Here is a 26252-nt window from a genome sequence, read left to right as displayed (position 1 = left end):
TCGTTACACCTCAATTTATGTTTCAATACTTTCCCACAAGTAAAGTGTCGCATATGTTCTATATGGTTTCCATTCCTTTGACTTTTCAAGCATCACCGCATGTGTGGGTTTCGCTTCCCAATTGTAATACTTTTTCATGGCATTTTGAATGCCAATATCCTGGACCGGAAAAAGATCCATCCTGCCTAATCCGAACATAAGGAAATTTTCTGCTGTCCAGGGGCCAATACCGCGGATTTTTACAAGCGATTTAATAACCTCTTCATCCGGCATTAAAGCCACTTCTTCCAAGTTAAGGTTCCCTTCTGCAAGAAGTTTAGATGTATCTATCACATATTCGGCTTTTCGCTGGCTGAACTGTAATTCCTTCAGTTGATCCGGATGAAGCCGGCTGACAGTTTCAGGTGTCGGATAAAACCATACGCCGTCTTCATCAAAACCGAAAGTTTTTACAAATCGTGATGAAAGTGTAAAAGCAAATGCCATGTTTAATTGCTGATGAATAATGAGTTTCATTAAACAGCCGTAAAGTTGAAAGTCGCAGACAAAAGGTGTTCCGCGAAACTGGTCAAACAGCCTGTTTAATTCTTTATCTCTGAAAAAATCGGCTATTTCCTCCAATGGAATATGCCAGTGGAAAAGGTGAGACAGCTGGTCAACGATTTCGTCAGCAGTCACTGAAGAGTGGGTTCCTGCCTTTATATGAAAACACGGCTCTTCAAAGGTGCCAGTCTGCTTCATATGAGCAACCACCGGATAACCTTTTATCCAGAGGGGGATGCGTATTTCTTCATTCTGCATATCTATGTGTAATAAAGGGTCCATTGACAGCCTTTTTAATGCCTGGCTAAAATTGTATGGACCACTAGGCCTAATCTTCTTATCCATTGGGACACCGCCTTTCTTCCCTTCAAATCATATCATATTTCATAGGTTTCCTTAACTTGGAATGCCTCTCCCTGCTTTGTGTCTGTTAAAATAGCAGTGAACTTGATATTCAGTAAGGAGAGATTGACATGTCTATTGCTACAGATATTGCTTCCTTGAAAATTATGTCCAAAGTATATAAGAGAAAAGAACTTCCTGAGGTTTTGCAAACGACTGCGGAATCATTAAAAGAGGATGTGCCCTATATTGACTGGGTCGGAATTTACTACTTTGAAAGACAGGAAGAAATGCGCCTTGTGGCAGCATCTAACCTGGAAGACCATCTTGAATGGGAAGCAAACGGGGAATTAAAATTTCCTTTAAAAAACTCTTCAAACGAAGCCGTTGGAATTATGGTCGTACGAAGCAAAGAAGCCATCGCTTTTGACGTAACCGATGTTTCAACATTGGAAACAATTGCTCAGGCGTTAGGCGAACTAAGCCTTGCCCATTAAAATTGGAAAGAGCTGGGGGGTCTGTCCCCCCAGCTCTTTCCAGTTTATTGAAAGAATTCTTCCTGCTTCAGCCGCCACTCATCCAGGCTTTTGAATGTATATCCCTCAGCTTTTAAATCGTCAATAACTTTCGGTAAAGCTTTGGCATTATCGCTTGAAACACTGTGAAGCAGCATCACAGCTCCCGGGTGTACCCGTTTCATGATTTTTTCATAAGCGTAGTCTGCTCCTTTTTGTTTGTCCGTTTCCCAGTCTTTGTATGCGAGTGACCAAAATACATTCACATATCCCATTTCTGCTGTTTTGGCTAGAGTACGCTCACTAAAGGTGCCTCTTGGCGGGCGAAGGTACATCATATCTGTCCGTCCTGTCGCTTTTTCATATTCTTCTTCAAGTGACCGGATTTCCCTTTCCAGCCGCTCGTCTGAAACTGCCGGCAGACTCGGATGATGGTAAGAGTGATTTCCAATCGTATGCCCTTCATTCACCATTCGGTCAATGAGATCTGATTCTTCTTTTAAATAGTGGCCTGTAATAAAAAAAGCTGCCGGAACCTCTTTTTCTTTCAATACATCTAAAATCTCACCTGTATATCCGTTCTCGTACCCGTTATCAAACGTTAAATACAGCTCTTTTTCTCTTGTATCCCCGATATAAAGACCGCCGTATTTCTCAATTAACTCCTCATAAAGCGGTTCAGTTGTTGCCGGCTGGTTATTTTGTGCAGGGTTAAAGCTCCAGTTATGCTCTTTATTGCTTAACGCTTCAGCACTCGCTGTATCTTGAGGAAATAAACTTACACAAATCACTAATAATAATGTTAAAGTCACTTGTTTCATGAACGATGCCCTCGCTTTCTTTTACTTAAAGTTATTTTTTGTACAAATAACTTTTTCATACATACAAATCAGCGAGAGCGGAAAACATTTATTCATAACTATATTTATCTTTTTCTTTTAAGAGGACTCTTAATAAGAACTGGCAATGGAAGCACAAAAAAAGGGCTTCAAAAGTTAAACTTTTGAACCCCTCTTTTCATGCTGGCAGTTTGGTTATTAAAAACGCATGGTTAAACCTGTTTACTCTCCATAATTTCTAATGTAATCATACATTTTATCGATATCGCTATCATTTCCATAAGCTTCAGTGACTCCCCAGATACGCCGCTCGTCTTTTTCCCCGTCACCATTAACATAAATATCAAGGTCATGAATAATTCGGTGTGCATACCGGAGGGCCATCCTGTCCTCTGTTTCATAGCTGGAGCCCATCATATAAAAGTTTTGTAAATTTCTTATATCATATAAAGCTCTCGACTCTGCGAGTAAATCTTCCTGAAGAGCAGATAACCGGTCATGAAAAGCATCAGTGTCAAAATACTTATCATTTCTTAAGCTGTGAAAGTTAATTACTTCAACTTTCCCGAATCCAACAAGGTTGTTCATTATTTCATGAAGCTCACCGATTATTTCCTTTGCTTCTTCTTTTTTTCCTTCCTTGTAGTTAATCGCATCCTCATGTTCACTCCGATCAATATAAAAATACGTATCGGACATAAAGAATATACGTTCAGCCCCGCTCCCCTCATTGTTTTCAGAGCTTGTCCCGTTCGAACTCTCCTGATCCCCTGAATTATTATCATTATCCTTTTTATTTTCCTCTGTCGCTCTATCACTTTCCATTTCGGCATTTTCAGCTGCTTCCTTATCCTCGGAACTTGCCAATTGAGGAAACTCCACAATACTGTAAATCAGCGCTGTGACAATAAGCAACACTGCTGGAATGGCATAAAGCATGATCTTCTTCATTGCTTGTTCATCCCCTCCCCTGTTTACCTCTTGTTAAAAGATTACCTGAGATTAAGAGGCAAAACAAGGTTAAAAATACATTTTTTACTAAATATAACTGGTGGAAAACTTGCATTAATAAATAAAAGGACCCGCCTGTCTCAGCGAATCCTTGTGTGAGTATTAAACAAATACTTTTTCTTTATATTGGGAAAGCCGCTCAAGTGACGTTTTATCTACATCTTTATGAAGGCTGTTTCCATGGGCATCCATGGTCACGATCGCTGCAAAACCTTCCACCTTTAAGTGCCACATCGCTTCAGGGATGCCAAATTCCATGAGGTCGACTCCTTCAACGCTTTTTATACAGTCAGCATAATACTGGGCTGCTCCGCCTATGGCGTTTAAGTAAACACCTCCGTGCTCCTCAAGCGCTTGAAGAGTTTTTGGTCCCATACCGCCTTTACCGATTACTGCTCTTATCCCGAATTTTTTCATAATGTCTCCCTGGTAAGGCTCTTCTCGAATACTTGTCGTAGGCCCGGCAGCTTTTACAGACCAGTTTCCAGCTTCGTCTTTCAGCATGACAGGTCCGCAGTGGTAAATAATTTGGCCGTCCAAATCTATCGGCGCCTCATTTTCCATTAAATGGTGGTGGATGGCGTCTCTGCCGGTATGAAGCATTCCATTTATAATGACGACATCGCCCACTTTTAATTCCCTTATTTGCTCTTCAGTGACAGGAGCTTCCAATACAACTTCTTTCGCTTCATTCTTATCCTCCTGAGACTCAGGCGCTTCCTCAGGCTGGAAAGTCACTTTTTCACCATCTTTGTAAAGCCAGGACTGGATCGCTCCTGTTTCAGCATTCAGGTGTACGCCAAGACGCCTGAACGCCCAGCAGTTATAAGCGACAGAGACGAAAAAACTGGCTGGAAGACGATTAGAAGAGCCGATTTTACAGCCGAGAAGAGTTGCTTCTCCGCCGAAACCCATGGTTCCAATCCCCAATGTATTAGCTTTTTCCATAATATACTCTTCCAGTTCGGCAAGTCTTTCATTTCCATTAAGATCATCCACGTCTCTGAAAAGCTGCTCTTTTGCAAGCTGATAACTGGAAATGCGGTCGCCGCCAATGCCTACTCCTAAAAACCCTGCGCTGCATCCCTGGCCCTGAGCCTGGTAAACAGAGTGAAGAATACATTTTCTTATGCCGTCCAAGTCCCGTCCGGCGCGGCCCAGCCCTTCAATTTCTGCCGGCAGGCTGTATTGAATATTTTTATTTTCACACCCTCCGCCTTTCATAATCAGACGGATATCTATGTAGTCTTTTTCCCATTGTTCAAAGTGAATAATTGGTGTTCCAGGCCCAATGTTGTCTCCACTGTTTTCACCTGTAAGAGAATCAACAGAGTTTGGCCGCAGCTTGCCGTCTTTTGTTGCCAGTCTGACTGCTTCATAGATGTCTTTTTTCATTTCAACCTGATTTACATTGACTGGAACTTTCACTTCAAATGTAAGCATCCCTGTATCCTGGCAGATTGGAGAGACGTTTGTATCTGCCATTTCAATATTATCCGTTATAGTAGCAAGCGAGAGTGCTGCCCGAGTCCCCTCATTCTCTTTTTCTTTAGCTTTCTGAATAGCCCTTCTGACGTCATGAGGCAAGTTGGTCGATGTTTCCACGATTAATTCATACATACTTTTGCGAAGATTTTCCATTCGGTTGACACTCCTTCAATTTTTTGAATCTTCTCTATTATACTACGAAAGCCTTTACATTTGAGTGTCCGGGTAAAAATTCTGGTATTTTCATTTGCATCATAGTCAGTTTCTATTATAGACCGCTCCTTTTTTTCAAAAATAAAAAGCCCTGCATCTCAGGCAGAGCTTACTGGCTAACACTGTTTAATAGAGAACCGTTGATGATTTAGAATTCCCTTCTTTTTCGAGATGATCTGTCCGGTTAGTAAAATGAAGCTGAGGCGGGCCATCGTTATCAAGCACTGCTTTAGTGATTCCCGTATTTCCTATCACAAATGGCCTTTGAAGCGAATGCCAGTTTTCCCCTGCAATAAGGTACATAAGCATAATACTGATAAATCCTCCATGAGACACGACAGCCACCGTTTTATTTTCATAGGCAGCGTTAAGCTGTTCTATCACATAACCGCACCGAAGGGTAATCTTATCGACAGTCTCTGTCCCTTTAATCCCGGAAGTAAGAAGGGCATCTGCCTTTAATTCAGGAAATTCTTCATACATCTGCTTTCGGGTTTTCCCCTCAAGCGGGCCCAGGCCTACTTCCCTGATCATTTCCCACGGCTGGGGAGTTAACGGATGATGCTTAGCAATCGCCTCCGCTGTCACCCGTGCTCTTTGCAAATCACTTGTATAAATAGCATCCAGATGGACGCTGGACATCCATTCTCCTGCAAGAGAGGCTTGTTTTTCTCCTAATTCAGACAGCGGAAACTCTGCATGCCCCTGAATGATCCCTTGAAGATTAGCTTCCGACTGACCGTGCCGGATAAAATACACTGTAACCATAAGTTTTATTTCCTCCTCTTACCTTCAGCCAACAACATTTATACACACTTAATATTATCTGATTTAATTATATAAATTTCAAGATTAAGGACGTTTACAAAAACTGGGCGGCTGCCCGACGCTTCAATCTGGCAAGTAAATATTAGGCTCTGTTAAAGCACAATGACCTGACAGTGCAATGCAGGATAAAGATAACTCACTCTGATAAGAGCACAAGGCGGCGACACCAGAATGATGAAACGCAGGCCGAAAATCCATTCTGGCGACGGTTATATTAGTTGAGGGCAAACCCTTAGGCAAGCGTCCGCCGGTAAGCGATTCTCAGAAATTAAATTAAAAATATCCAAATCTGAAAAAAGATATAGGGGGCCGTCCCCCAGATATGGGGTCTGACCCCCCAGTTAGATTCATTTTAAAAGAGTGTTTCCGCGGCGGAAACACTCTTACAGTTTAATATATTATTCGTTGCCTTCGCCTTCTGCCTCTTCTTCTTCAACTTCTTCCTCAGACAAATCAGCAGTTGTTCCTTCCGGTCCGTAAGAAAGAGCCATTGCTATGGCGGTCGCTTCAAATTCTTCGTCTACCTCTGACGGGAATTGAATAGTGACAATATAACGTCCTTCTTCTACCACTTCGTAGAAATTATACTGTTTGTAATCATTCCCTCTGACAGCTTCCGACCATTGTCCTGGCTGGCTGGCATCACCTTCAACTTCAAAATAGAAATGAAAAGGAGTTGCCTCATCATCTTCAACTTTATAGGCGTTAAAGTTTTCCACATGGCCTGCATTTTCTATAACTGAAGATTCGAGCGTCATCGTACGGTCCACATCAACGTCCTGTACCATGATCTCATCTCCATTGTAGCTGAATGCTTCATGCACCGTGAAAGTCAGCCCGTACATCTCGTGGCTTTCATCTTCGACTGTGAAATCAGCTTTAATCTGATTGCCAAGCTCTTCGTAGTCTGCTTCCATTCCCTCTAAAATCTTAACTTCTTTACCGAAATCTGTTTCATACACTTCCGCTGTGCGGCTGTACTCTTCTCCATCCATTTCAAAAACAAGCTCATTTTCATCAGCATCCTGGTCGACAGTAACAGGAAGTTCGGCGGTTTCAGCATCTCCGTCTTCCTCAACAGAAGCATTGTCTTCAATACTTTCGTCATTATTGTTTTCAGCATTCATATTGTTATCTTCTTCGTTGTTATTAACCTCATTGTTGTTGTTTTCTTCCACGTTATTGTTTTCATTATTAGTGTTGTTCCCATTTAAATTATTATTTCCGTTATCTTCATTTCCGCCACAAGCTGCCAGAGCAAGTGAAAGAGCTCCGAAGATAAACACCTTAGAAATAGCTCTCATTTTTTCTACCCCTTTCATATTTTGAAAATATTATCCTATTGGATTATAACAGTTTATTACTCTATAATTAAGCATTTATAATGTTTCTGAATTTTTTTAACTATCTTAAAATATAAAAACCCCTGTCCTGCATATATTTCGAGCCCCAAAATAAAAATATAAAAAATTATGTATTTTAGTGAAATGTAAAAAAATGGGGGACACCCCCCCCATTTTTTGTATATTATTCGCCTTGCTGCCTGTATTGCTGACATTGTTTTTCAAGGTCATCAAGCATTGCTATAATCCGGTCGATGTCTTCAATTCCTGTTTTTTCAGGATCTAGTGAATCTAATATCTCCACGAGATTTTCCATCCGTTGATGAAGGGCATCTAATTTCGTCTGTTTGCCAGGTTCCACATCTGCCATGTCGGTACTCCTCTCTCTAGTTCTTTTATAATTTAATATAATGTCCAGAACATATTGTAACAGATTCAACATCAAGGTCAATCGCCAGTCCCGGTCCGTTTTTTGTTTCACCTGTTCCTATTTTCCATGAAGTCATGTAATATTATTAACCGGCTGGTTTTTTTGCGGAACCGCTAAAAGGAGTGTTTAACACAATGAATCTTTCAAAAGAAAAAATTAGGCCTTCATATGACCCATGGGAGGCTTATCTTGATATAAAAGAATATGGGAAACCCCAGTTAACAAATATTGAATTTACGACAACTAATTTATGTAATATGCGCTGTGAACACTGTGCAGTCGGGTATTCCTTACAGACAAAAGACCCTGACCCTCTTCCTCTCCAGTTGTTTATTGATAAACTTGATGAAATACCCCGGCTGAGAGCGTTAAGCATTACAGGCGGAGAGCCGATGCTGTCTATGAAGTCAGTAAAAGAGTATGTCGTCCCTCTCCTGAAATACGCTCATGAACGTGGGGCCAGGACTCAGATAAACTCTAATCTCACTATGCCGCTGGAACGGTATAAGCTGATTGTGCCTTATCTCGATGTTTTACACATCTCCCACAATTACGGCAATATAAATGATTTTACAGAAATAGGCTTTGCTGTTATGGACAGAAAACCGAACGAAAAACAGCGCCAGGCTTATTTTAATACTATGATAGAAAACAGCAAAATTCTCTCAAGGGAAGGTGTCATCATTTCAGCAGAAACAATGCTCAACAAACGAACCTTGCCCCATCTGGAAAAGATTCATGACCAAATTGTGGAAATGGGTTGCCAACGCCACGAAGTGCACCCGATGTATCCAAGTAATTTTGCTTCAAACCTGTCTGTTGCGAGTTTAGATGAAATCAGGGAAGGGATTCACAGGCTGCTGGACTACCGAAATAAAGACATGTGGATGCTGTTTGGAACGCTGCCCTTTTATCCTTGCAATGATAACCAAAAAGATGTGGAATTGCTTTCCTGTCTTTACAGCACTGAAAATGTCTCCGTGAGAAATGACCCTGACGGCAGGTCAAGGTTAAACGTCAATATTTTTGATGGAAGTATTCATGTAACTGACTTCACCGATGCCGGCTCTCTCGGAACTTTACACGACCAGTCCCTGACAGACGCGTTTGAAAAATGGCAGCAGACAGACCTTGCTAAAACAGTTGACTGCCACTGTCCTGCAGCTGAGTGCCTCGGTCCTAACCTCCTTGTAAAAGATGCCTACTATAAAGGGGCTGACTTTAAAAAGCGGTCAGCAAAAGTAGATGTAAATGGCGAGTTAATTTAAGAGTTATTCAAAAATGGAGAAAGTTATTTTGCATAATCTTTCTACCACCTTAAATTTAACTCTATGACCTAAAATAACCCCCCTGGCGCAGGGGGGTTAAACTATATTTTAATGTGATTATCCAAGCAAGTCATTTATTGAATCAAGCACAGGATCCAGTACATCTTGAACTACGCCTGATAAGAATCCGTCGCCATCAAGCAGTCCAGCTACAGCACTGAGTAAATTTCCTAGAAGGTTACCAGGACCCGGAACTGCAGAAAGGTCTAATTCAATTTGAGACAGATCTAATTCAAGGCCGAGTAAGTCAAGAAAAAGTGGACCTAGATCCAAAAACAGTATGTTTGTTCCTTCACCATTCTCTGTATTTCCTTCTTCAGCCGTGCCAAAGCCATTCGTAGTCACGTCGTCTCCAGTCACGTTTGCTGGAACATCAGTGAATGACTCACGAACATTTGTATGTTCTCCAGCCGCATCAGTTGCTTTTCCTCTAATATCACCGCTCGCCACTAATCCTTCTTCTTCATCATAATTTAATTCTGTAATGCTAAGCATTCCATTGAAAGTCCCGCCATCTTCAAGATCACCATCAACCTTAATGTTATCCAAAAATTTTACTCCCGTTGTTTGAGCTCCCGCAAAAGGGGCTGTGAGTAACGAAGCAATTAACACCAACACTAAAGCAAATGACAATTTTCTAAAATTCATAAAAAATCTCTCCTTTTAAAAATATTTACCAGCAAACTAACCGGATGTTTGTCCGTTTCCTTTAGTGAACCAGATAAAACATAATTTGAGAAATTCATCAAAATTATGTAAATGTATCTAGATTTATCGTCATTTCACTCAGTTGTTACTATTATAAGGTTCGGAAAGTAACACAAAGCCCTTGAAAGTGTCACCTTTCAAGGGCTTCTTACTACCAGAACCGCCTGGCAGAATGATAGTTTTTTCCGTATTTCGTTTCTGCAATTGGAACTGCTTCTATGGCTTTTCCAGCGCTCGGCGCATGAATCATTTTACCGTCTCCGTAATACATGCCTACGTGATAAACGTTCCCTTTCCCTTCATCTTTTGCAAAGTAAATGAGATCGCCCGGCAGCAAACCTTTCCGTTCCACTGGTGTTCCGCTCTTTTCCTGATCTGAGGCATCTCTTGGTATCGTGATGCCCCAGGCACGGTGAAGAGTATACACAAATCCTGAGCAGTCAAATCCAAAGCCGCTCATCCCGCCCCATAAATATGGAAGTCCTTGGAATTTTTCACCGCTTCTAACGAGGTCTTGGCCTGAAGGATGCGGAAACCCTTTCAGGCTGCTGTAAACCTCCACATCTCTCTTTTTCAGAGTCAACGTGCCATCCGGAGTGAAAACAGTCACTTTTCCGTCGGATTCTCCCTTATCCTCCTTTAAAGGAAGCCTTGTCTGGTAACTGACTTCTAAATACTTTTCTTCTCCTTTATAAAGCCAGGCGGAAGGAGCTGTAACGACCGCAAAAGGCCTCTCCCCCTCCGGCATACCGGAGTCCTCATAAAGTACTGCCTGCTGTTTCGGCAGCCAGCCTGGATAACCCTTTTCCAATTTGGAGCTTGGCTGCTCATTTATATACACATGGAGCCACTCATCTTTTTCTTCAATTAAGGTCACTGTCTGTCCGTAAAGGGCCTGGGTCTGTACGATGTTATCATCGGTCAGCTGCCTCCGTTCGTCTGTCGTCATGCCTTCCAGCCATCCGGACAGATCAACCGGATAGCTCAGCGCTTTTTGATCTATGTTTCTCGGCTTCTCAGGTGACGTCCAGACGGTAGCCACCGGCACCCGCACAATATAGTGTGTGGTCATTCAAACATCTCCTCACATACCCCTGCTCCTGTTATTCCAAGACCTGGTTCATTCTGAAGAATAATTTTATTTTTCTCGTAGGTCATACCGCCTTTTATAATGTCTTCTTTAAGCATCAGGGGAGAATCAAAATCAAATCGGGTAATATTCTTCTTGCTGGCAGCAAAATGCGCAGCCGCAGATATACCAAGCCGTGTTTCTATCATACTGCCGGTCATACACTCCATACCTGCCATTTCTGCAAGCCGGTTAATCAGCTCTGCTTTATAAATTCCTCCCGTTTTCATTAGTTTTATGTTTATGAGATCAGCACAGCGCCTGTTAATTACTTCAAGAGCGTCAGCTGGCGAAAAGACACTTTCATCAGCCATGATCGGTGTTCCTGTATTGTCAGTCACCGTTTTCAGCCCTTCCAGGTCTGAAGCTCTGACAGGCTGTTCAATTAATTCTATGTTCAGGTTCATATCTTCCATTTTTCTAATGGAGCGGACAGCTTCCTTGGCATTCCATCCCTGGTTGGCATCAAGCCGGATTTTTATCTCACTTCCGACGCGCCGGCGGATCTCACAGATTCTTTCTACATCTTTTTCAATGTTATTTTTTCCTACCTTAACTTTTAACACTGTGAACCCGTCATTCACAAACTGAACAGCGTCTTCCCCCATTTCCTCAGAGGAATTGACACTTACTGTGTAATCTGTTTCGATCTCCTTCCGGTATCCTCCGAGATACTGATAAAGGGGAACGTCCATTTTTTTAGCCAGCAGGTCATATACGGCCATGTCTACAGCGGCTTTCGCACTCGTATTGCCGACAGTGGCTCTGTGAAGCGTATTGAACACAGATTCGAAATTTAAGACGTTCATACCGGTAAGAGCCGGTCGAAAGACATAATGAATTGCCGATTCAATACTTTCCATGCTTTCTCCTGTAATAACTACAGTAGGAGGCGCCTCGCCAAAGCCAGTGAGACCATTGTCGCAACGGACAGTCACAACGATTGCTTCAGCTGTTTCCAGCGTGCGTAAAGCTGTTTTGAACGGTTTTTTCAGCGGGACGGCGATCCGTTTCTTTTCAATTTCTTCAATTACCATTTATTTCACTCCCCTGACTCATTCTTTATGCAAATTCGGATCATACAGATGACAGGCTACAAAATGGTTAGGCCTAGCTTCCAGCCATTCCGGGTTTTTAACGGCACACGTCTCCATGGCTTCCGGGCACCTTGTTCTGAAAGGGCACCCGCTTGGCGGGGAAATAGGGCTCGGTACGTCTCCGCTCAAAATGATCCTCTCTCTCGATTCTTCTATGTCAGGATCTGGCAGCGGAATGGAAGAAAGCAGCGCTTTTGTATAAGGATGAAGCGGCTCAGCATACAAATCTTCACTGTCGGCAAGCTCCATCATCGCTCCAAGGTACATGACCCCGATCCTGTCGCTTATATGTTTGACCATGGATAAATCATGAGCAATGAACAAGTATGTCAACCCATGTTCCTTCTGCAGTTCTTTAAGCAGATTAACGACTTGTGCCTGGATAGAAACGTCCAGTGCCGAGATAGGCTCGTCCGCGATGATAAACTCAGGATCAACCGCAAGGGCTCTGGCGATGCCAATACGCTGTCTTTGTCCCCCGCTGAATTCATGCGGAAATCTTGTGGCATGCTCTTTATTCAAGCCAACTGTTTCCAGAAGCTCAAACACTCTTTCCCTGCGCTTTTCCCCTTTGTAAATTCCGTGTATATCCATCCCTTCAGCGATAATATCTTCCACTTTCATCCGGGGGTTTAAAGAGGCGTAAGGATCCTGAAAGATCATTTGCATTTTCCGGTTAAAATCTTTTATTTTTTTTCCGCTAATTTTATGTACATTTTCGCCGTTGAAAAACACTTCTCCCTCTGTCGCCTCGTACAGCCGGATAATTGTCCGGCCTGTGGTGGATTTTCCGCATCCGGATTCCCCCACAAGGCCCAACGTTTCACCTTCATACACATCAAAAGAAATATCGTTTACTGCTTTAAGTACTTTCCCCCTGCCTACGGCAAAATGTTTCTTTAAATTTTTAACCTCAACTAATTTATTTGGCATGCTTTATTACCTCCACCATTTCTTCACTGCTTTCTTCCACTCATTTTTCTGATTGTTTACTTGCTTCCACAAAAGCTGAGAATAATTGAACTGAAGGAAGATCTCCTTTTTCTGTCATACATTCCGGGTGCCATTGAACGCCTATTACAAACGTGTGCGCGGTGCTCTCAAACGCTTCAATGACCCGGTCGCTTGACACGGCAGTTACGCGAAAACCGTCCGCCATTTTCCGTAAGGCCTGATGGTGAAAACTGTTAACTTTAAATTTCCTGCGTTTGGTAATTGTATATAAAAGACTGTCCTGTTCGACTTCGACGACATGCGAGGCGTGAGAACGCGGGGCCCGCTGCGTATGCTGAAGCAGCTCCCGGTCTGTCTGGCTGTAAATATCCTGATACATATCTCCCCCGGCAGCAATATTTAATATCTGGCATCCTCTGCACACAGCCAGTACAGGTTTGTTACTATCCAGACAGCGCTTTAGTAAAGCTGTTTCAAATGTATCCCTGTCCGGATGAATCAGCCCGAGTTCAGGGTGAGGTTCCTCCCCGAACAAGGTAGGGTCAATATCTCCCCCTCCTGTCACCAGCACCCCGTCCAATGACTCTGCCAGCTCATTAATTTCTTCAGGATCAGTCAAATTAGGAAGGACAATCGGAATGCCGCCGGCCCGCGTGACAGACTTAATATTATCGTACGATGTCTGGAGAGTGCGGTCATCGGTATATGAAGACGTTACCCCAATAATAGGTTTCATGTTTTCCACCTTCTGCCTTTATCAAGTTTTATCAGTTTAAGAGAAAGGGTTTTCAATCATAACTGTTTTAGCATATGTATTCATGCGGCTTTTTGCCCCTGCGGGAAATAGAAAATTAGGCGTGCAGTGCCCTGCTTTAAAACCTGATAACACGGGTTTTCCAGCTGGAACGATATAATGTTCGAACAGCTCTTTTAATGAAAAAGACGGTTTTCTTTTTTTCGGCCTGCAGTCATTGAAATCACAAAGCAAGATCCCCCTGGCATCTTTAAATTTCCCAGCCAGTTTCAACTGGTTAAGCATCCGGTCAATCTGATAGGGCTCTTCCTCTGTTTCTTCAATAAAAAGTAAGGCACCTTTTGTATCTATTTCATAAGGCGTCCCAAGTGAGTTTACAAGGAGTGTCAGGTTCCCTCCAACAAGCCAGCCGTCAGCCACTCCTTCCACGAGCGCCTCGAGCCGTCCTGCTGCTTCCGTATACGTCAGCTTTCCAGGATGCTTTAAAAAACGCAAATGCTCTTCAGTTAACGGGTGCAAGGCTTCGTCATGACCGAGGTCTGAACTGAGCATCGGCCCGTGAAAAGTTAAAAGTCCAGCCTCCTGCCGAATGGCGGTATGCAAAAAGGTCACATCGCTGTATCCCCAAAAAACTTTCGGATTAGCCCGTATCAGTTCGTAATTCAGCAATGGAGCAATTCGGGGTGCGCCATATCCGCCGCAGGAGCAAACAACAGCGTCGATCGTTTTATCCTGAAACAAATCATTAATCTCAGCTGCGCGTTCTTTATCCGTGCCTGCTAAATATCCGTAATTGCGGCCAAGGGCATCTCCAAATCGAACAGTAAACCCCATACTTTCAAGCCTTTTCCCTGCTTTTAACGACTTCTCCTTATCAGGTATACCTGCTGGAGAGGCGACTCCAATGACAGAGCCTTCTTTTAGTTTTTTCGGCTTAATGAGCTCGTTCATTCCATCACTTCCCATCTTAAAACTTAAAGGAATGTCACCCCAGTACCGGCTGATACTGGGGTGACCGTGTTGCATTTATTGCAGGTCTGCCCATTTAAACTCGACAAAACCTACCGGGTGTCTCACCACGTCTGTCACTTCTGGTTTTTCGAGGAATGTGCTGTTGTAGTAATAAAGCGGAACAATCGCATAATCTTCCACAAATACTCGTTCAGCTTCCGCCATCAGTTCAAACCGCGTTTCAGGATCGGGCTCAGACAAAGCTTCGGAGACAAGCTGATCGTACTCTTCATTAGACCATCCCGTCCTGTTCATAGGATTGCCGGTCGTAAAGTTATCAAGGTAATTCATCGGGTCGTTATACCCGCCAAGGAAAGATGATCGGGAATATTGAAGTTCCAGATCTCTCTGGGCGTCAAGAAAAACTGCCCATTCCTGATTTTCCAATGTGACTTCTACACCTAAGTTTTGCTGAAGCATTTCCTGTACAGCCTGCGCCACCGTATGGTGGGTATCGTCCGTATTGTAACTTAACGTCACTTCAGGAAGAGTATCATAACCTTCTTCTTCCATTCCCTGTTCAAGAAGCTGCTGGGCTTCATCAGGATCAAATTCGTGCAGGTCGCCCGCATGTTCACGATAAGTTCCGCCAGCAGGATGAGCGAAGTCATCAAAGATATATCCTGTCATAACCGGCTGGTTTTCCTGAGTAATATAGTCAACAATTTCCTGGGCGTTAATCGCTTTTGCGAAAGCTGCTCTGATATTTCTGTTATGAAACGGCTCTTCCTCTACGTTAAACCGCTGGAACTCAATACCGGAACGCGGGTAGACAGCCGTTTCAGGCCCGTCAATTAACTCTCCGGCCATCTCGGATGGAATATCTGTTATATGCACTTCATCATTTTGATAAAGCTGGTAAGCTGTATTGGAATCTTCAACCATGACGTATTCAACCCCATCAAGGTTTACTGTATCAGCATCCCAGTAATCTTCATTTTTCGTAACGAATAAGTATTCATCATTTTCCCATTCGCTGACGACAAAAGGTCCGTTGCCCACAAATGTATCCGGGCTGTTTGCCCAGTCTTCGTTCTCTTCAACTGTTTCTTTATGCACCGGGAAAAGCTGTGGCATAGCCACAATCGATTCAAAGAAGTCTACCGGGTTTTCAAGTGTCACTTCCAATGTTTTTTCATCCAAAGCTTCTACCATCATATCGTCTTCAGAGCCTTCGCCTTCGTTAAATGCTTCAGCGCCGGCAATCCAGTAGGAATGGTGGGCGGCAGGTGAGGCGGTTTCGGGATCAGCCAGACGCTTAAAGGAGTATTCAAAGTCTTCTGCTGTAACCGGCTCCCCGTTACTCCAGTAAGCATCTTCACGAAGATAAAAAGTGTATACCAAACCATCATCCGAGACGTCCCACTCTTCAGCCATCGCCGGTTCAGGAACCGGCTCATCTTTTTCTAAACGGGTCAAACCTTCCATCACATTGTTTAAAATGCTGTAGGAATACTCGTCATTCCCGATAGGCGGATCGAGAGAAGTCGGCTCCTCGCTATTGTTGAAAATAAGAATTTTATCTCCGTCACTGGAAGCTTCCTGGTTGTTTCCGGTCTCAGCATCGTTTCCCTCGTTGTTTCCTGAGGCATTTTCATTTCCTCCACAGCCTGCTGCAAGCATCGAAGCGGCAAGCGCTCCCGTAAATAATAGTTTCGTATTCAGCTTTTTCACTATGTTTCCCCCTTGTAAAATAGTATTAAGTATTAAATGGCCGCCGTACGAGCTCACCCCCCTTAATAGAATCAGCCCCCCTGTTTAAAAAGGCTTTTCCGCCCTTTCATCCTGAAGCCAGCATTTCGTAAAATGCCGGTCGCTTAAATGGGTAACAGCCGGATCGTACGCCCGGCAGACTTCCATGGCATACTTGCACCTGCTGGTAAAAGCACATCCTTCAGGCGGAGAAAATAAATCCGGAGGTGTTCCCGCAATAGGGATGAGCGGCTGGGAACGGTCGCCGTCCAGCCGGGGAACCGAGGTCAGCAGCCCTCTTGTATAGGGATGCTGCGGCTTGTAAAAAATTTCTTTTACTGTTCCGGATTCTACGATTTCGCCTGCATACATCACATTGATCCTGTCAGCTATCTGTGCGACTACCCCTAAGTCATGGGTAATTATAATAATTGCCACACCTGTTTTTTCTTGAATTTCTTTAAACAGATCAATAATCTGGGCTTGTATGGTTACATCCAGAGCGGTTGTCGGTTCATCCGCTATTAACAGCGATGGTTTGCACATAAGCGCCATGGCAATCATGATCCTCTGCCTCATTCCCCCGCTGAACTGGTGAGGATATAGTTTCAGCCGTTCTTGAGGATTGGCTATTCCTACTAAATTAAGCAGCTCGACAGCTTTTTTTTCAGCCTCGGATTTACTGATATTTTCATGAGTTAAAATACCTTCAGTAAGCTGGTCTCCTACTGTTAAAGTCGGATTAAGGCTTGTCATTGGATCCTGAAAAATCATGCCAATTTGTTTACCTCTTACTGATCTCATCTGTTTATCTGATAAAGCCGCTAAATCTTTCCCGTTCAGATGGATGCTTCCATGTTTTATCCGTCCGGGCGGCTCAGGAACCAGTCTCATAATACTTTGGGCTGTGACACTTTTTCCGCAGCCTGATTCCCCTACTATAGCGACGGTCTCTCCCGGAGCCACAGCAAAACTGACCCCGCGCACAGCCTGGACTTCTCCTCCTTGTGTAGAAAACGAAACTGCCAAATCATTTATTTCCAACAATGTCTCTGACATGATCTACCTCCTCATCTTCGGGTCAAGGGCATCTCTTAACCCGTCTCCAAATACATTAAAAGCCAGCATAGTCAGCGAGATAAAGAAGGCCGGGAAAAACAACCGCCACCAGTAGCCGGTGTTCAATACGCCTAAAGCGTCGTTAGCCATCGATCCCCAGCTTGCAACCGGGGCAGAGACACCTAAGCCTAAAAAGCTTAAAAAAGCTTCCGCAAAAATGGCCCCGGGAACAGTTAATGTCATAGAGACAATGACAGGCCCCATGGTATTAGGCAGGAGATGTTTTCTGATGATCCGCGATGTACTTGCGCCCAGCACCTTTGAAGCCAGCACATATTCATTTGTTTTAAGCTGAAGCACCTGTCCGCGCACAATCCTTGCCATCCCTATCCATCCGGTAAGTGTTAAAGCGACAATGATTGTGAACAAGCCAGGCCCCATAATTACCATCAGCAGGATGACAACGAGTAAGTAAGGCAGACCATATAATACATCCACAATTCTCATAAGGATATTATCGACCCGACCGCCTTTATAGCCGGAGATTCCACCGTAAAGCACCCCGATGACAAACTCTATAAGGGCCGCTGCAAAACCGATAAATAAAGAAATTCTCGCTCCGTACCACGTTCTGGTGAACATATCTCTTCCTAAGTTATCTGTTCCGAACCAATGTTCAGCCGAAGGCCCGGCGTTCTGGTTGCTCAAAGTCTGTTCAGAGTATGTATAAGGCGTTAACATCGGCCCTATAATCGCCATAATTGTTAAAAAAACAATAATTATTAAACCTGACACAGCTAATTTATTTTTTAACAGCCTCTGCCAAGCATCTTTCCAATATCCGACACTCGGGCGGACAATGGCATCATGCTCAGCTGACTTATTATTTAAAGGGGCAAACAAACTGTCATCCACAGGGGATTTAGTCGCCCGTTCCTGAGTTGCCGGCATGTTAGTCCTCCTTTGAGTGCAGTTTGATTCTTGGATCTATTAACCCGTATAAAATATCCACAATAAACATCATAACGACAAGGATCGTACTGTAAATAACGGTTGTCGCCATAATCATAGGATAATCCCTGTTACTGATGCTGTTTACAAAATACTGGCCGATGCCCGGAATGGCAAAAATCCGTTCGACCACAAAACTTCCTGTCAACACGGCAGCTGTCAAAGCTCCCATAATCGTTACAACTGGAAGCAGAGCATTTCTTAGAGCATGTTTTACAACGATTTTCATTGTTGACAGGCCCTTTGCTTTAGCGGTTTTTATATAATCCTGTGTAAGGACTTCCAGCATATTGGACCGTGTCAGTCTGGCAATAATCGCCATCGGTCCGGAAGCAAGTGCAATAGCCGGAAGAATGACATGCCTGTATGTTCCCCACCTTGCAATAGGAAAGAATTCCACATTAACGGCTATGTAATTGATAAACAGCATGGACTGAATGAAGTTAGGGATTGAAATACCTATCACTGCGAGAATCATAGTTAAATAATCTATCATTTTGTTATGCTTTAACGCTGCAAATACGCCTAACACCACCCCCGAAATAACAGAGAAAAATAAGGTGGCCAGACCTAACTGAAGCGAAGCGGGAAAACCGCTTTCTATCATGTCATTTACAGTCCGTGACCTGGAAGTCATCGAAGGGCCAAAATCAAAGGTCACTACATTTTTCAAATAAGTCACATATTGCATAGCTAACGGCTGGTCGAGATTATAATAGGCTGCCAGATTGGCACTTGCTGCATCAGAGCTTCCCACATCTGCCACGTCCAGAGGATCACCCGGAATAGCGTGCATCAGGAAGAATGTCAGTGTAATAATAATCCACACCGTAAGCACCATCCACGCAAAACGTTTAAGTATGTATTTCAGCAAAAACCGTCTCTCCTTCCTTAAGAAAACGATGTTCTGACAGCTAATTCTGTCATCACCAGCATCGCCTGATAGGCCTCCAGAATATCTTTTGCTTTAAAAGAGACAGATGTCGTCCCTTCCTCTAAAGTGGTGCCGGGCATTAAATTCGCCCATTCTGCTTCCCCGTAATTCGTAAATTCAATGGTTAAAACAGGATTTTTCGGAGGTGCCAACGGCTTTATTTTTGACCGCTTATGTATCGCTTCTATTGTTTTGTCCGTCAGTATTTCAGCTGTTTTTGCAGGTGTAAAACATAATGCCGCCGATCTGGATTGCTGTTCCTTGACGACAGCAGTTGTGACACCAGGTATCAGCTCTTCTGCTTCTGAGGCTGCGGCATCGTCTCCGGAGACTAAGAGGACAGGCACGCCGTAAAAGCCTGCGACATACGCATTAAGCCCCAGCTCGCCGACTTCTTTTCCGTTAATAAACATGCTTTTCACTCCCGAGGTCATCGTATGGCTCATGACCCCCTTTTGAGAAGCACAGGCATGGTAGCCGAGAAATATAGCGCCGTCAAAACTGTGATCCAGTCCCTGTACCATTGAATAAGGTTTGACATCTCCTGAAATAAGCTTAGCCTCTTTATGTAACTCTTCAATTAATAAATTAGTCATTTTAGAATGGCTGTCGTTTACTATTATTTCTTTACAGCCTGACTGAAAAGCAGCCGAAATGACCCTGTTAGCTTCAGCCGTCATTAATTGTTGTCCACGGTAATAGTTGCGTTCGCCTGGGTGAACAAACGTTAAGTCGACTAGCCCTGTTATCCCCTCCATATCTATGGACGTATAAACTTTCATTTTGGCCCCCTTTCCTTTCCTATCCAATCTTTAGAAAAACTTGCCATAATTATATCAAAATACAGTTGAGTTCACAAAGAATTTTTAGAATTTTCCCCATATTTTAAAAGTCAACCCTTTTGTTACATTTATTGACATTAAGATTTAAGTTTAAAGGAAATGCGACTAATTAAATACCATATAATTACATATATTCCATTTTAAAAGAACTATATTAGTAAATTATTTACAGGGAGACTTTTTAGCAGTAATGATTGCTGATTTCGAAATATAAACTAGAAGTCTGCGGTAAAGAAGGCACAGCGAAGTTTCCGCACGGGCGAGGTGGCAATACCCCTAAAATTCCTGGACTGATTGGAAAAAGGAAAAAAAAGCAATACACTGCTGCTGAAAGCGCAATGTATTGCTTTTACAATCCTTCTTCAGGAGCTTTTTATGAACGGGGGGCCTTGGCTGATTCCAGCCGTAAGTTAACGTAATCCTGAATAGGAATCCATGCTCCTATCCCCTGCTGGGTCACATTTTTTATTTCTAAAGAAGGTTTATCCCCTTTTATCTTCAAATATACTTCACCATAGGTCACTTTACCTTTTTCGTTCACAGCTGATGCATAAGTATCCAGATAACCCATAGTCTGGGGAGCTACGTTATATACTCTTTCTGTCTGAGTTCCAAATCCGATAATAGTGGAAAAACTTAATGGCATCTTTGTTTTTTCTTCAGCTTTTAATCTCATCATGTTTTTCACCATCTCGCTGTCCTTTATTTCTGCAGTGAGGCCGCCTTTAATTCGTTTTTGCTGCTGCTGGCTGTATTGAATCTTTTTCTGATCCTGACCGCCTCTGTTATCTACCATATTCGTATTAATTTTTTCGTAATCCCAGTTTAACACGGTATCATCCGACTCGTAGGAAAGCGGCCATTGGCCAAGATAGATGGAAACATTCATCCCTAACGCGAGCTTAGACCCTTTAATCGTTGACTCATTTAACATCTTAATCAATTCCGGGTTTTCAATGGTGACTTCTGTTGATTCAAAGAGCTGTTCAGTTAACGTGCTGGGCTGAAGCCTCGGCAAATCCTGTGCAGGATTAGGGTAAGTGTTTTCCTTAGCTATACTCATTACAGACTGGGGAATGTCAGACGTTTTAGCACCGTCCTCTTCTTCTGCAAAAACAGATATAGTCCCTGAAAGCATTCCTGTTACACAGACGAAAAAAATAATTACGGATATTAAAATCTTTTTCACGAAGGTGATACCTCCTTCTAACGTTAGTCTTGGTGGTTAGTTTATCTAAAAAAACAAAAAAATATCCCCGTTATTGAACGGGGATTAAAATTTATTGGTTCTGAGGCACCAGCGCCATCATTTCGCATTGTAAAAGTCTGGTTTCAAATAATTTTATTGGATCATAAAAGGCAGCGGGATTATCTCTCATCAGCTGCAATTCTTCTTCAGCTTTGTTGATCTGTTCTTCAGACTGGCTTATGCCATCATCCAATTGCTGAATAGGCTCCTCAAAACACATTTTCATATCCGATTTCAGCGACTTTTCAAAGAGATCAAATTCAAAAAAAACTTTTTCTATAACCGTATCAGTTATTTCCTCAAAGCTGTCATTTTCAATGGCTTTCCGGTACTGGTTGTAGAGCATTTGCTTGTTTTGCTGGAAGTTCCCGAACAGTTTACCCGCACTTTTTAATAAAAACTGGGATGGTTTCATTCGGTTCATTATATTTATATCTTCCACGTCAATTCTGTTAAGCATCCTGTTCAGGTCTCTTTTCCAGTCTGTGAGCAGCTGGAAATCGCAGGCCAAAGCCACTCGTTTTTCGCCATACATGTTGTTAAAAGTCTCATTTACTTCATCCAGGTAAGCTTGCGTTTTTGAAATATCTTCACGGGATTTCTGAATCCAGGTGTTCAGCGAGGACTGAAATTCAGGTATCATTGTATGATTTAAATAGTCATTGATTTTGTTATTCATTAACGTATTTAACTCATCCTGTATATTCCTGAAGTCGCTGTCTTCCTCAATTTCATCCGCAGTATCCTGAAGAAGGGGCGGAATATCTTCCTGTACTTTTCTTTTCATTTTTTCTTTAAGGTCATGGTAGGATTTCTTAAAAGCCTCACTTCTGTCCGTCTCTGCTTTTTCTACGTTTTTCTTATAGTGAGTGTATTTCGTACGGGCTTCTTTATGGAAAGCCACTGTTTCTTTATAAACACTTTCTTTTGTTTCCCTCTGGTTTTTCAAATGGCCAAGCAGAGTGCGGATAACATGAAGAAGCCTTGTCACTTTCCTGTTATCATTAATAGTCATATTCATTAAATAATGATTGCGGATAAAGTCTGCTACATTCTTGCCGTTCATAAATGGTTTTACTATTAGGACTTGTGATGAAGGGAACAGGTTGGCCAGACTGTTTTTTATATCTTCACTGTCAGTATCTGTTCCTTCTGATTCACTTATAATAAAGTGGACAGGTATGCCTGGCTGCCGGTTCGAAAACTCACTTAATGCCTTATATTCTTGATCAGTGACCGGCCTTGAGCCGTCCACCACATATAAAACGCCGTCTGACGTTAAAGTAAAATCAAAAGCATTCCCGTTTTCAGGTTCTTTATGATAAGGGGCAGTAATAATCGAACTATCCATCTGGTTCAGCAGATGGGAAGGCCAGTTTAACTCCACCAGGGCGTCAGGCGGCAAATGAGCGATATCCTCCACCAGCGTTGATCCCGTTTCCGTGATTTCCATCATTTCAGGCTGTTCCGCTCCATGATTCATATACACGGTCAAGGATTCCCCTTTAAAGAGCTCTTCACCTAAAAGTTTGTTTAAAACGGCTGTATTTTCTTTTTGCGATTTACCCGTAATACACAAATGCTTCTTATTCAGATTCCACATTTGTGAAAGCAGCCATTTGTTTTTGTTTCCTATTTTTATGTCATTTCCTTCTGTCCATTGAAGGACTGTCTGGAGTAAGGCAGTAAGTTCTTCCACATTTTGTGCTGAAGGGTACTCGCTGACCAGAAGACGTTCTGCGTCCTCAAGCGTATTCCGGTTAAACGTATCCGGAAAGAGTTCGTTCCAGGCCAGTACCGCACTAGCGGCGTACAGAGGCCCGGCAGCCTTTGAAATTTTCATCCAGTTGACCAGTAAGGAAGGAACGACAGGTTTGAGATCATTAATTAAATAATCTCCGTCCATCAAAGCGAGGTAGCTGTCATAGTGCAGCCGGGATAAATCACTCCAGTCCTCTTCTTCCGATACCTCAACCTGGCGCAGCAGATCGTTTATGGTCGCTAGCCACGCAAGATTTGATGAGGTATGCTGGTAGCTTTCCCATAAGGATTTCGTTAAGTTTGAGAATATGTTCTGGTCCAGTCTGGAAAGAGGCAGAAGAACCTGAGTAAAGTATTCCGGTGTAAAATCTTTTGTATATCCTTTATTAGCATAAGTGGTCAGAACAGTGAACCAGTGAGACGATTCTGTCCGGACAGCTTCCTTTACAGCCAGCTCCACAGCTTTTCCCCAATCCTGCTCTTCTTCATAGAAAGTCCTTGCGATTTCAGTTACATTAGGATAGTCCGGGTCAACCGCCAGTGCTTTCTTAATATACTGGTGAACTTTGTCTTTATTATTCTTATCAGCATATAAAGCTAAAAGCTGTAAGGAGACCTCTATTGAAAGAACCGTGCTTTCTGTCTGAATAGAAGTATAAGTATTTTCGGCTTCATTGAGCCAGCCTAACTCGTAATATGCATCTCCAATATTCTTTTTCGCCCACGGCGCCAGTTCATTTTTTACGAGGCCCCATTTATAGACCGCTGATTCCATATCCCGGTGATGGTAATAAACTTCCCCTTGAGCAAACCTGACAGACGACAGATCAGTCGTTTCGTCCATCTGTTCTTCATAAAAAGCATGACCTAAAGCTTTAACAGGGGACTGCTGATGCTCTTCATCCACAATAGTCCTGAAATATGTCTTATTTATCATATGTTCTTCAATCATCATGCTTTATTCCTCCCGTAAACATTTAATGTTCAGATAAATCCAAACACCTGCACGAACAGGCATTAATCCATACCCTTATCTTATTTTAAAAGTGCCATTTATGCTATACTTATCCAGCTTAATTTCGACATATCAGCATATAATTCGTTTCTTTGTGCGTTTTTCAGTCCATTAACCAGGAAAAATAATTGGAATTTAATGGGGGGTCTGACCCCTTTACTAATCCAGCACTTTAATTTCTCTCCACTTGCCGAATTTATAGTAGGCGGCAGCCAGTAAGCTGCTGATAAACAATGAAGCCGCCATACCCGCACCTATGCCCCGTTCTCCGAGCCATAACGCACCTAAATACGTCAGGGGGAACCGGAGCACCCAGAATGATAAGACATTCAGTACAAACACTTGAAACATGGCTCCAGCTGCTCTCACGACACCATTTAAAACAAAATTAATGCCTAAAAAAGTATAGAAAAAAGCTACGGTCTGAATATACGTTGTGCCGAACGCGACAGTTTCAGGTTCCTGCACGAACATAGCTATAGCATATTCAGCACTTATAAAAACAATTGCGCTAATCGTTAACGACACAGTCCCAATAAGGATCAGTCCATTTTTAGAAATTTCTCCGACTCTTTCCCATTTCCCTGCTCCAATATTTTGTCCGGCCATACTGTTAATCGCTGAACCGAGAGTTAACGCTGGGAGCATAATTAAACTTTCCAGACGCTGCGCCGCACCGAACCCTGCCACTACTTCTTCCCCGAAGTTTGTCACTACCGTCATAATAGCCAGCACTCCGCCTGAAATTACCATCATTGAGAGCCCAGACGGTAGCCCCAGTTTAAAAATCTTTTTAAGCTGGGCCACAGAAGGTAAAAAAGGGACAGAAAACGGCACGCCTGCTTTAGAAACAGAGTAGATGAGCCCGTATATAAAAGCGGTCCCCTGTGAGACAATCGTAGCATACGCAGCCCCTGCTATCCCTAAATCAAACACAGAAATAAAAAGAGGATCCAGCACCGTATTTAAAATGACAGCCAGAAGAACAAAACGCACTGGCGTTTTACTGTCCCCCAAAGCCCTTAATACAGTCGCTATAAAATTATATCCAAATAAAAAAATAATCCCGATAAAATTAATACGTAAGTATAAGGTAGCAAGCGGAAGCATCTCATCCGGCGTCCCCATCCATTGGAGAATATAACCGGATATAAAAAAACCAGCTATACCTAATAGCACGGTCATTGTTCCTAAAATAACTACAAAGGCATTTAACGATTTTTTAAGCCCTTCATCATCGGCTGCGCCTTTATGCTGGGATAAAATAGTCAATGCTGCAGTGTTTATGCCGATTATAAACGATAAAATCGTAAAAATGACCGTCCCCGAAACTGCAATGGCACCAAGGGCGTTAGCTCCAAGGAGATTACCTACCCATAGAGAGTCAATGAGCTGGTAGGACGTCTGCAGTATATTGGTCAGAAAAATAGGAGAAGAGAACAGGATCATCTTTTTCATAATACTGCCTTCAGTAAAATCATATTGCCGGGTACTCAAGGCGGCATCCCCCCTTTTGCCTGAGCCGTTTCTTTCTCATAGTGTGAAAAAAGGAAGGGTGCCCCTTCCTTAATCGTAAGTTATTGCGGTTTTAAATATTGCTTTTCAGACCGATTACTTTAATTCAAATGTTTCAGTTATTTCGACGGAATCCGCAACAGTTTGAGCCATTGGGCAGTTTTTGCTGGCAAGGTGGACCGCCTTTTCCACTTTACTTTCCGTCAGGTTTTCTCCATGGATTACGTAATGGAGTGTAATATGTGTCAGCCGGTTAGCCCGCTCAGGGTCCCGTTTCACGTCAGCTTCCACCTGGATATCTTTTACGCTCATCCGCTGTTTTTCAAGGACCTTTCTAAGGACTGAACCGCTGCAGACAGCGATTGAGCTGACCATCAGCTGAAAAGGACGGAAGCCTTTCTCCTCATTTCCTGAAACGACAAGCTTTCCATATTCAAATTCTGTTTCAAAGGCATCATCAGTGTAGGTGAATTTCATCAAAACATCCTTTCATTTACTATTTCCCGTGCTTACTATTGTACTTTTTTATGAAACTCACGTCACGTTATAGGGTTTTATTTTCCTTGCACATTTATAAAAACCAATTACAATTAAATTTGGATATAAATCCAACTCATATATTTTAGTACGGGGAGCGATTA

Annotated in this window: 24 protein-coding genes; 2 read left to right on the top strand and 22 right to left on the bottom strand. The window is 42.8% G+C overall.

Annotated elements, in window-relative coordinates:
• Nucleotides 1-15: 15 nt before the first annotated feature.
• Nucleotides 16-888 carry a DNA-3-methyladenine glycosylase family protein gene (locus BMW59_RS06825; RefSeq protein ID WP_093049233.1) on the bottom strand — a complete coding sequence of 291 codons (873 nt, stop codon included), beginning with the start codon at nt 886-888 and terminating at the stop codon, nt 16-18.
• A 128-nt stretch (nt 889-1016) separates the two neighbouring features.
• Here BMW59_RS06825 and BMW59_RS06820 point away from each other — a divergent pair, with 128 nt between their 5' ends.
• Nucleotides 1017-1382 carry a GAF domain-containing protein gene (locus BMW59_RS06820; protein ID WP_093049230.1) on the top strand — a complete coding sequence of 122 codons (366 nt, stop codon included), beginning with the start codon at nt 1017-1019 and terminating at the stop codon, nt 1380-1382.
• Between the two features lie 44 nt (nt 1383-1426).
• On the opposite strand, the gene pdaA is transcribed toward BMW59_RS06820, so the two are convergent.
• The 6 genes from pdaA to BMW59_RS06790 form a co-directional block, all read right to left on the bottom strand.
• Nucleotides 1427-2221: a delta-lactam-biosynthetic de-N-acetylase gene (gene pdaA, locus BMW59_RS06815; protein WP_093049227.1), complete on the bottom strand. Its 795-nt coding sequence runs from the start codon at nt 2219-2221 to the stop codon at nt 1427-1429.
• A 240-nt stretch (nt 2222-2461) separates the two neighbouring features.
• Nucleotides 2462-3190, bottom strand: a complete 729-nt coding sequence (locus tag BMW59_RS06810) for a hypothetical protein (RefSeq protein WP_093049224.1) — start codon at nt 3188-3190, stop codon at nt 2462-2464.
• Between the two features lie 162 nt (nt 3191-3352).
• Nucleotides 3353-4891, bottom strand: coding sequence for a fumarate hydratase (locus BMW59_RS06805; RefSeq protein WP_093049221.1), 1539 nt, complete (start codon nt 4889-4891; stop codon nt 3353-3355).
• Between the two features lie 186 nt (nt 4892-5077).
• Nucleotides 5078-5719, bottom strand: a complete 642-nt coding sequence (locus tag BMW59_RS06800; protein ID WP_093049218.1) for a histidine phosphatase family protein — start codon at nt 5717-5719, stop codon at nt 5078-5080.
• 458 nt (nt 5720-6177) lie between these two features.
• Entirely contained in the window at nt 6178-7083 is a 906-nt protein-coding gene (locus tag BMW59_RS06795; RefSeq protein WP_093049215.1) for a hypothetical protein, read from the bottom strand.
• A gap of 223 nt (nt 7084-7306) precedes the next feature.
• On the bottom strand, nt 7307-7492 hold the full coding sequence (locus BMW59_RS06790; protein WP_093049212.1) for an SE1561 family protein: 186 nt from the start codon (nt 7490-7492) through the stop codon (nt 7307-7309).
• A gap of 194 nt (nt 7493-7686) precedes the next feature.
• On the opposite strand from BMW59_RS06790, the gene yfkAB reads away from it, so the two are divergent.
• Nucleotides 7687-8820 carry a radical SAM/CxCxxxxC motif protein YfkAB gene (yfkAB, locus tag BMW59_RS06785; RefSeq protein ID WP_093049209.1) on the top strand — a complete coding sequence of 378 codons (1134 nt, stop codon included), beginning with the start codon at nt 7687-7689 and terminating at the stop codon, nt 8818-8820.
• Between the two features lie 117 nt (nt 8821-8937).
• Here the strand turns inward: yfkAB and BMW59_RS06780 are convergent, their stop codons facing one another.
• The 15 genes from BMW59_RS06780 to BMW59_RS06710 all read right to left on the bottom strand — a co-directional run bounded on the left by BMW59_RS06780 (nt 8938) and on the right by BMW59_RS06710 (nt 26088).
• A complete protein-coding gene (locus BMW59_RS06780; protein ID WP_143051204.1) occupies nt 8938-9429 on the bottom strand; it encodes a hypothetical protein in 492 nt (163 codons plus the stop codon).
• 310 nt (nt 9430-9739) lie between these two features.
• Complete coding sequence (locus BMW59_RS06775) at nt 9740-10660, bottom strand: C40 family peptidase (RefSeq protein ID WP_093049203.1); 921 nt, start codon at nt 10658-10660, stop codon at nt 9740-9742.
• Complete coding sequence (locus BMW59_RS06770; RefSeq protein ID WP_093049200.1) at nt 10657-11754, bottom strand: dipeptide epimerase; 1098 nt, start codon at nt 11752-11754, stop codon at nt 10657-10659. The genes BMW59_RS06775 and BMW59_RS06770 overlap by 4 nt, the downstream gene beginning before the upstream one ends.
• 18 nt (nt 11755-11772) lie before the next feature.
• On the bottom strand, nt 11773-12747 hold the full coding sequence (locus BMW59_RS06765) for an ABC transporter ATP-binding protein (protein WP_093049197.1): 975 nt from the start codon (nt 12745-12747) through the stop codon (nt 11773-11775).
• 40 nt (nt 12748-12787) lie between these two features.
• Nucleotides 12788-13504: a gamma-glutamyl-gamma-aminobutyrate hydrolase family protein gene (locus tag BMW59_RS06760; RefSeq protein WP_093049194.1), complete on the bottom strand. Its 717-nt coding sequence runs from the start codon at nt 13502-13504 to the stop codon at nt 12788-12790.
• Nucleotides 13505-13540: 36 nt separating this feature from the next.
• Nucleotides 13541-14473 (bottom strand): S66 peptidase family protein, encoded by a 933-nt coding sequence (locus tag BMW59_RS06755; RefSeq protein ID WP_093049451.1) that lies wholly within the window; start codon nt 14471-14473, stop codon nt 13541-13543.
• A gap of 75 nt (nt 14474-14548) precedes the next feature.
• Nucleotides 14549-16207 (bottom strand): peptide ABC transporter substrate-binding protein, encoded by a 1659-nt coding sequence (locus BMW59_RS06750; protein WP_245732978.1) that lies wholly within the window; start codon nt 16205-16207, stop codon nt 14549-14551.
• 84 nt (nt 16208-16291) lie between these two features.
• The gene (locus tag BMW59_RS06745) at nt 16292-17284 is read right to left on the bottom strand and encodes an ABC transporter ATP-binding protein (RefSeq protein ID WP_093049191.1); all 993 of its coding nucleotides are present in this window, start codon (nt 17282-17284) and stop codon (nt 16292-16294) included.
• Nucleotides 17285-17287: 3 nt separating this feature from the next.
• Nucleotides 17288-18235, bottom strand: coding sequence for an ABC transporter permease (locus tag BMW59_RS06740; protein ID WP_093049189.1), 948 nt, complete (start codon nt 18233-18235; stop codon nt 17288-17290).
• A 1-nt stretch (nt 18236) separates the two neighbouring features.
• Nucleotides 18237-19169 carry an ABC transporter permease gene (locus BMW59_RS06735; RefSeq protein ID WP_093049186.1) on the bottom strand — a complete coding sequence of 311 codons (933 nt, stop codon included), beginning with the start codon at nt 19167-19169 and terminating at the stop codon, nt 18237-18239.
• A 17-nt stretch (nt 19170-19186) separates the two neighbouring features.
• Nucleotides 19187-20011 (bottom strand): M55 family metallopeptidase, encoded by an 825-nt coding sequence (locus tag BMW59_RS06730; protein WP_093049184.1) that lies wholly within the window; start codon nt 20009-20011, stop codon nt 19187-19189.
• A gap of 433 nt (nt 20012-20444) precedes the next feature.
• Nucleotides 20445-21260: a YfkD famly protein gene (locus BMW59_RS06725; RefSeq protein ID WP_425441257.1), complete on the bottom strand. Its 816-nt coding sequence runs from the start codon at nt 21258-21260 to the stop codon at nt 20445-20447.
• 91 nt (nt 21261-21351) lie between these two features.
• Nucleotides 21352-24036 (bottom strand): tetratricopeptide repeat protein, encoded by a 2685-nt coding sequence (locus tag BMW59_RS06720; RefSeq protein WP_093049181.1) that lies wholly within the window; start codon nt 24034-24036, stop codon nt 21352-21354.
• Between the two features lie 219 nt (nt 24037-24255).
• On the bottom strand, nt 24256-25554 hold the full coding sequence (locus BMW59_RS06715) for an MATE family efflux transporter (protein WP_093049442.1): 1299 nt from the start codon (nt 25552-25554) through the stop codon (nt 24256-24258).
• A gap of 153 nt (nt 25555-25707) precedes the next feature.
• Nucleotides 25708-26088, bottom strand: a complete 381-nt coding sequence (locus tag BMW59_RS06710; protein WP_093049178.1) for an OsmC family protein — start codon at nt 26086-26088, stop codon at nt 25708-25710.
• Nucleotides 26089-26252 lie beyond the last annotated feature (164 nt).

Source organism: Salipaludibacillus aurantiacus (genome assembly GCF_900111295.1).
Lineage (GTDB): Bacteria > Bacillota > Bacilli > Bacillales > Salisediminibacteriaceae > Salipaludibacillus > Salipaludibacillus aurantiacus.
This window is presented reverse-complemented; position numbering and strand designations above follow the sequence as displayed.

Excerpts from the sequence above, each read along its gene's own strand:
- BMW59_RS06795 (WP_093049215.1), bottom strand. The coding sequence starts at position 7,083 with ATGAGAGCTATTTCTAAGGTGTTTATCTTCGGAGCTCTTTCACTTGCT.
- BMW59_RS06810 (WP_093049224.1), bottom strand. The coding sequence starts at position 3,190 with ATGAAGAAGATCATGCTTTATGCCATTCCAGCAGTGTTGCTTATTGTC.
- BMW59_RS06770 (WP_093049200.1), bottom strand. The coding sequence starts at position 11,754 with ATGGTAATTGAAGAAATTGAAAAGAAACGGATCGCCGTCCCGCTGAAA.
- pdaA (WP_093049227.1), bottom strand. The coding sequence starts at position 2,221 with ATGAAACAAGTGACTTTAACATTATTATTAGTGATTTGTGTAAGTTTA.
- BMW59_RS06745 (WP_093049191.1), bottom strand. The coding sequence starts at position 17,284 with ATGTCAGAGACATTGTTGGAAATAAATGATTTGGCAGTTTCGTTTTCT.
- BMW59_RS06740 (WP_093049189.1), bottom strand. The coding sequence starts at position 18,235 with ATGCCGGCAACTCAGGAACGGGCGACTAAATCCCCTGTGGATGACAGT.
- BMW59_RS06765 (WP_093049197.1), bottom strand. The coding sequence starts at position 12,747 with ATGCCAAATAAATTAGTTGAGGTTAAAAATTTAAAGAAACATTTTGCC.
- BMW59_RS06820 (WP_093049230.1), top strand. The coding sequence starts at position 1,017 with ATGTCTATTGCTACAGATATTGCTTCCTTGAAAATTATGTCCAAAGTA.
- BMW59_RS06760 (WP_093049194.1), bottom strand. The coding sequence starts at position 13,504 with ATGAAACCTATTATTGGGGTAACGTCTTCATATACCGATGACCGCACT.
- BMW59_RS06790 (WP_093049212.1), bottom strand. The coding sequence starts at position 7,492 with ATGGCAGATGTGGAACCTGGCAAACAGACGAAATTAGATGCCCTTCAT.
- BMW59_RS06755 (WP_093049451.1), bottom strand. The coding sequence starts at position 14,473 with ATGAACGAGCTCATTAAGCCGAAAAAACTAAAAGAAGGCTCTGTCATT.
- BMW59_RS06715 (WP_093049442.1), bottom strand. The coding sequence starts at position 25,554 with ATGAAAAAGATGATCCTGTTCTCTTCTCCTATTTTTCTGACCAATATA.
- yfkAB (WP_093049209.1), top strand. The coding sequence starts at position 7,687 with ATGAATCTTTCAAAAGAAAAAATTAGGCCTTCATATGACCCATGGGAG.
- BMW59_RS06805 (WP_093049221.1), bottom strand. The coding sequence starts at position 4,891 with ATGGAAAATCTTCGCAAAAGTATGTATGAATTAATCGTGGAAACATCG.
- BMW59_RS06825 (WP_093049233.1), bottom strand. The coding sequence starts at position 888 with ATGGATAAGAAGATTAGGCCTAGTGGTCCATACAATTTTAGCCAGGCA.
- BMW59_RS06710 (WP_093049178.1), bottom strand. The coding sequence starts at position 26,088 with ATGAAATTCACCTACACTGATGATGCCTTTGAAACAGAATTTGAATAT.
- BMW59_RS06775 (WP_093049203.1), bottom strand. The coding sequence starts at position 10,660 with ATGACCACACACTATATTGTGCGGGTGCCGGTGGCTACCGTCTGGACG.
- BMW59_RS06800 (WP_093049218.1), bottom strand. The coding sequence starts at position 5,719 with ATGGTTACAGTGTATTTTATCCGGCACGGTCAGTCGGAAGCTAATCTT.
- BMW59_RS06720 (WP_093049181.1), bottom strand. The coding sequence starts at position 24,036 with ATGATGATTGAAGAACATATGATAAATAAGACATATTTCAGGACTATT.
- BMW59_RS06730 (WP_093049184.1), bottom strand. The coding sequence starts at position 20,011 with ATGAAAGTTTATACGTCCATAGATATGGAGGGGATAACAGGGCTAGTC.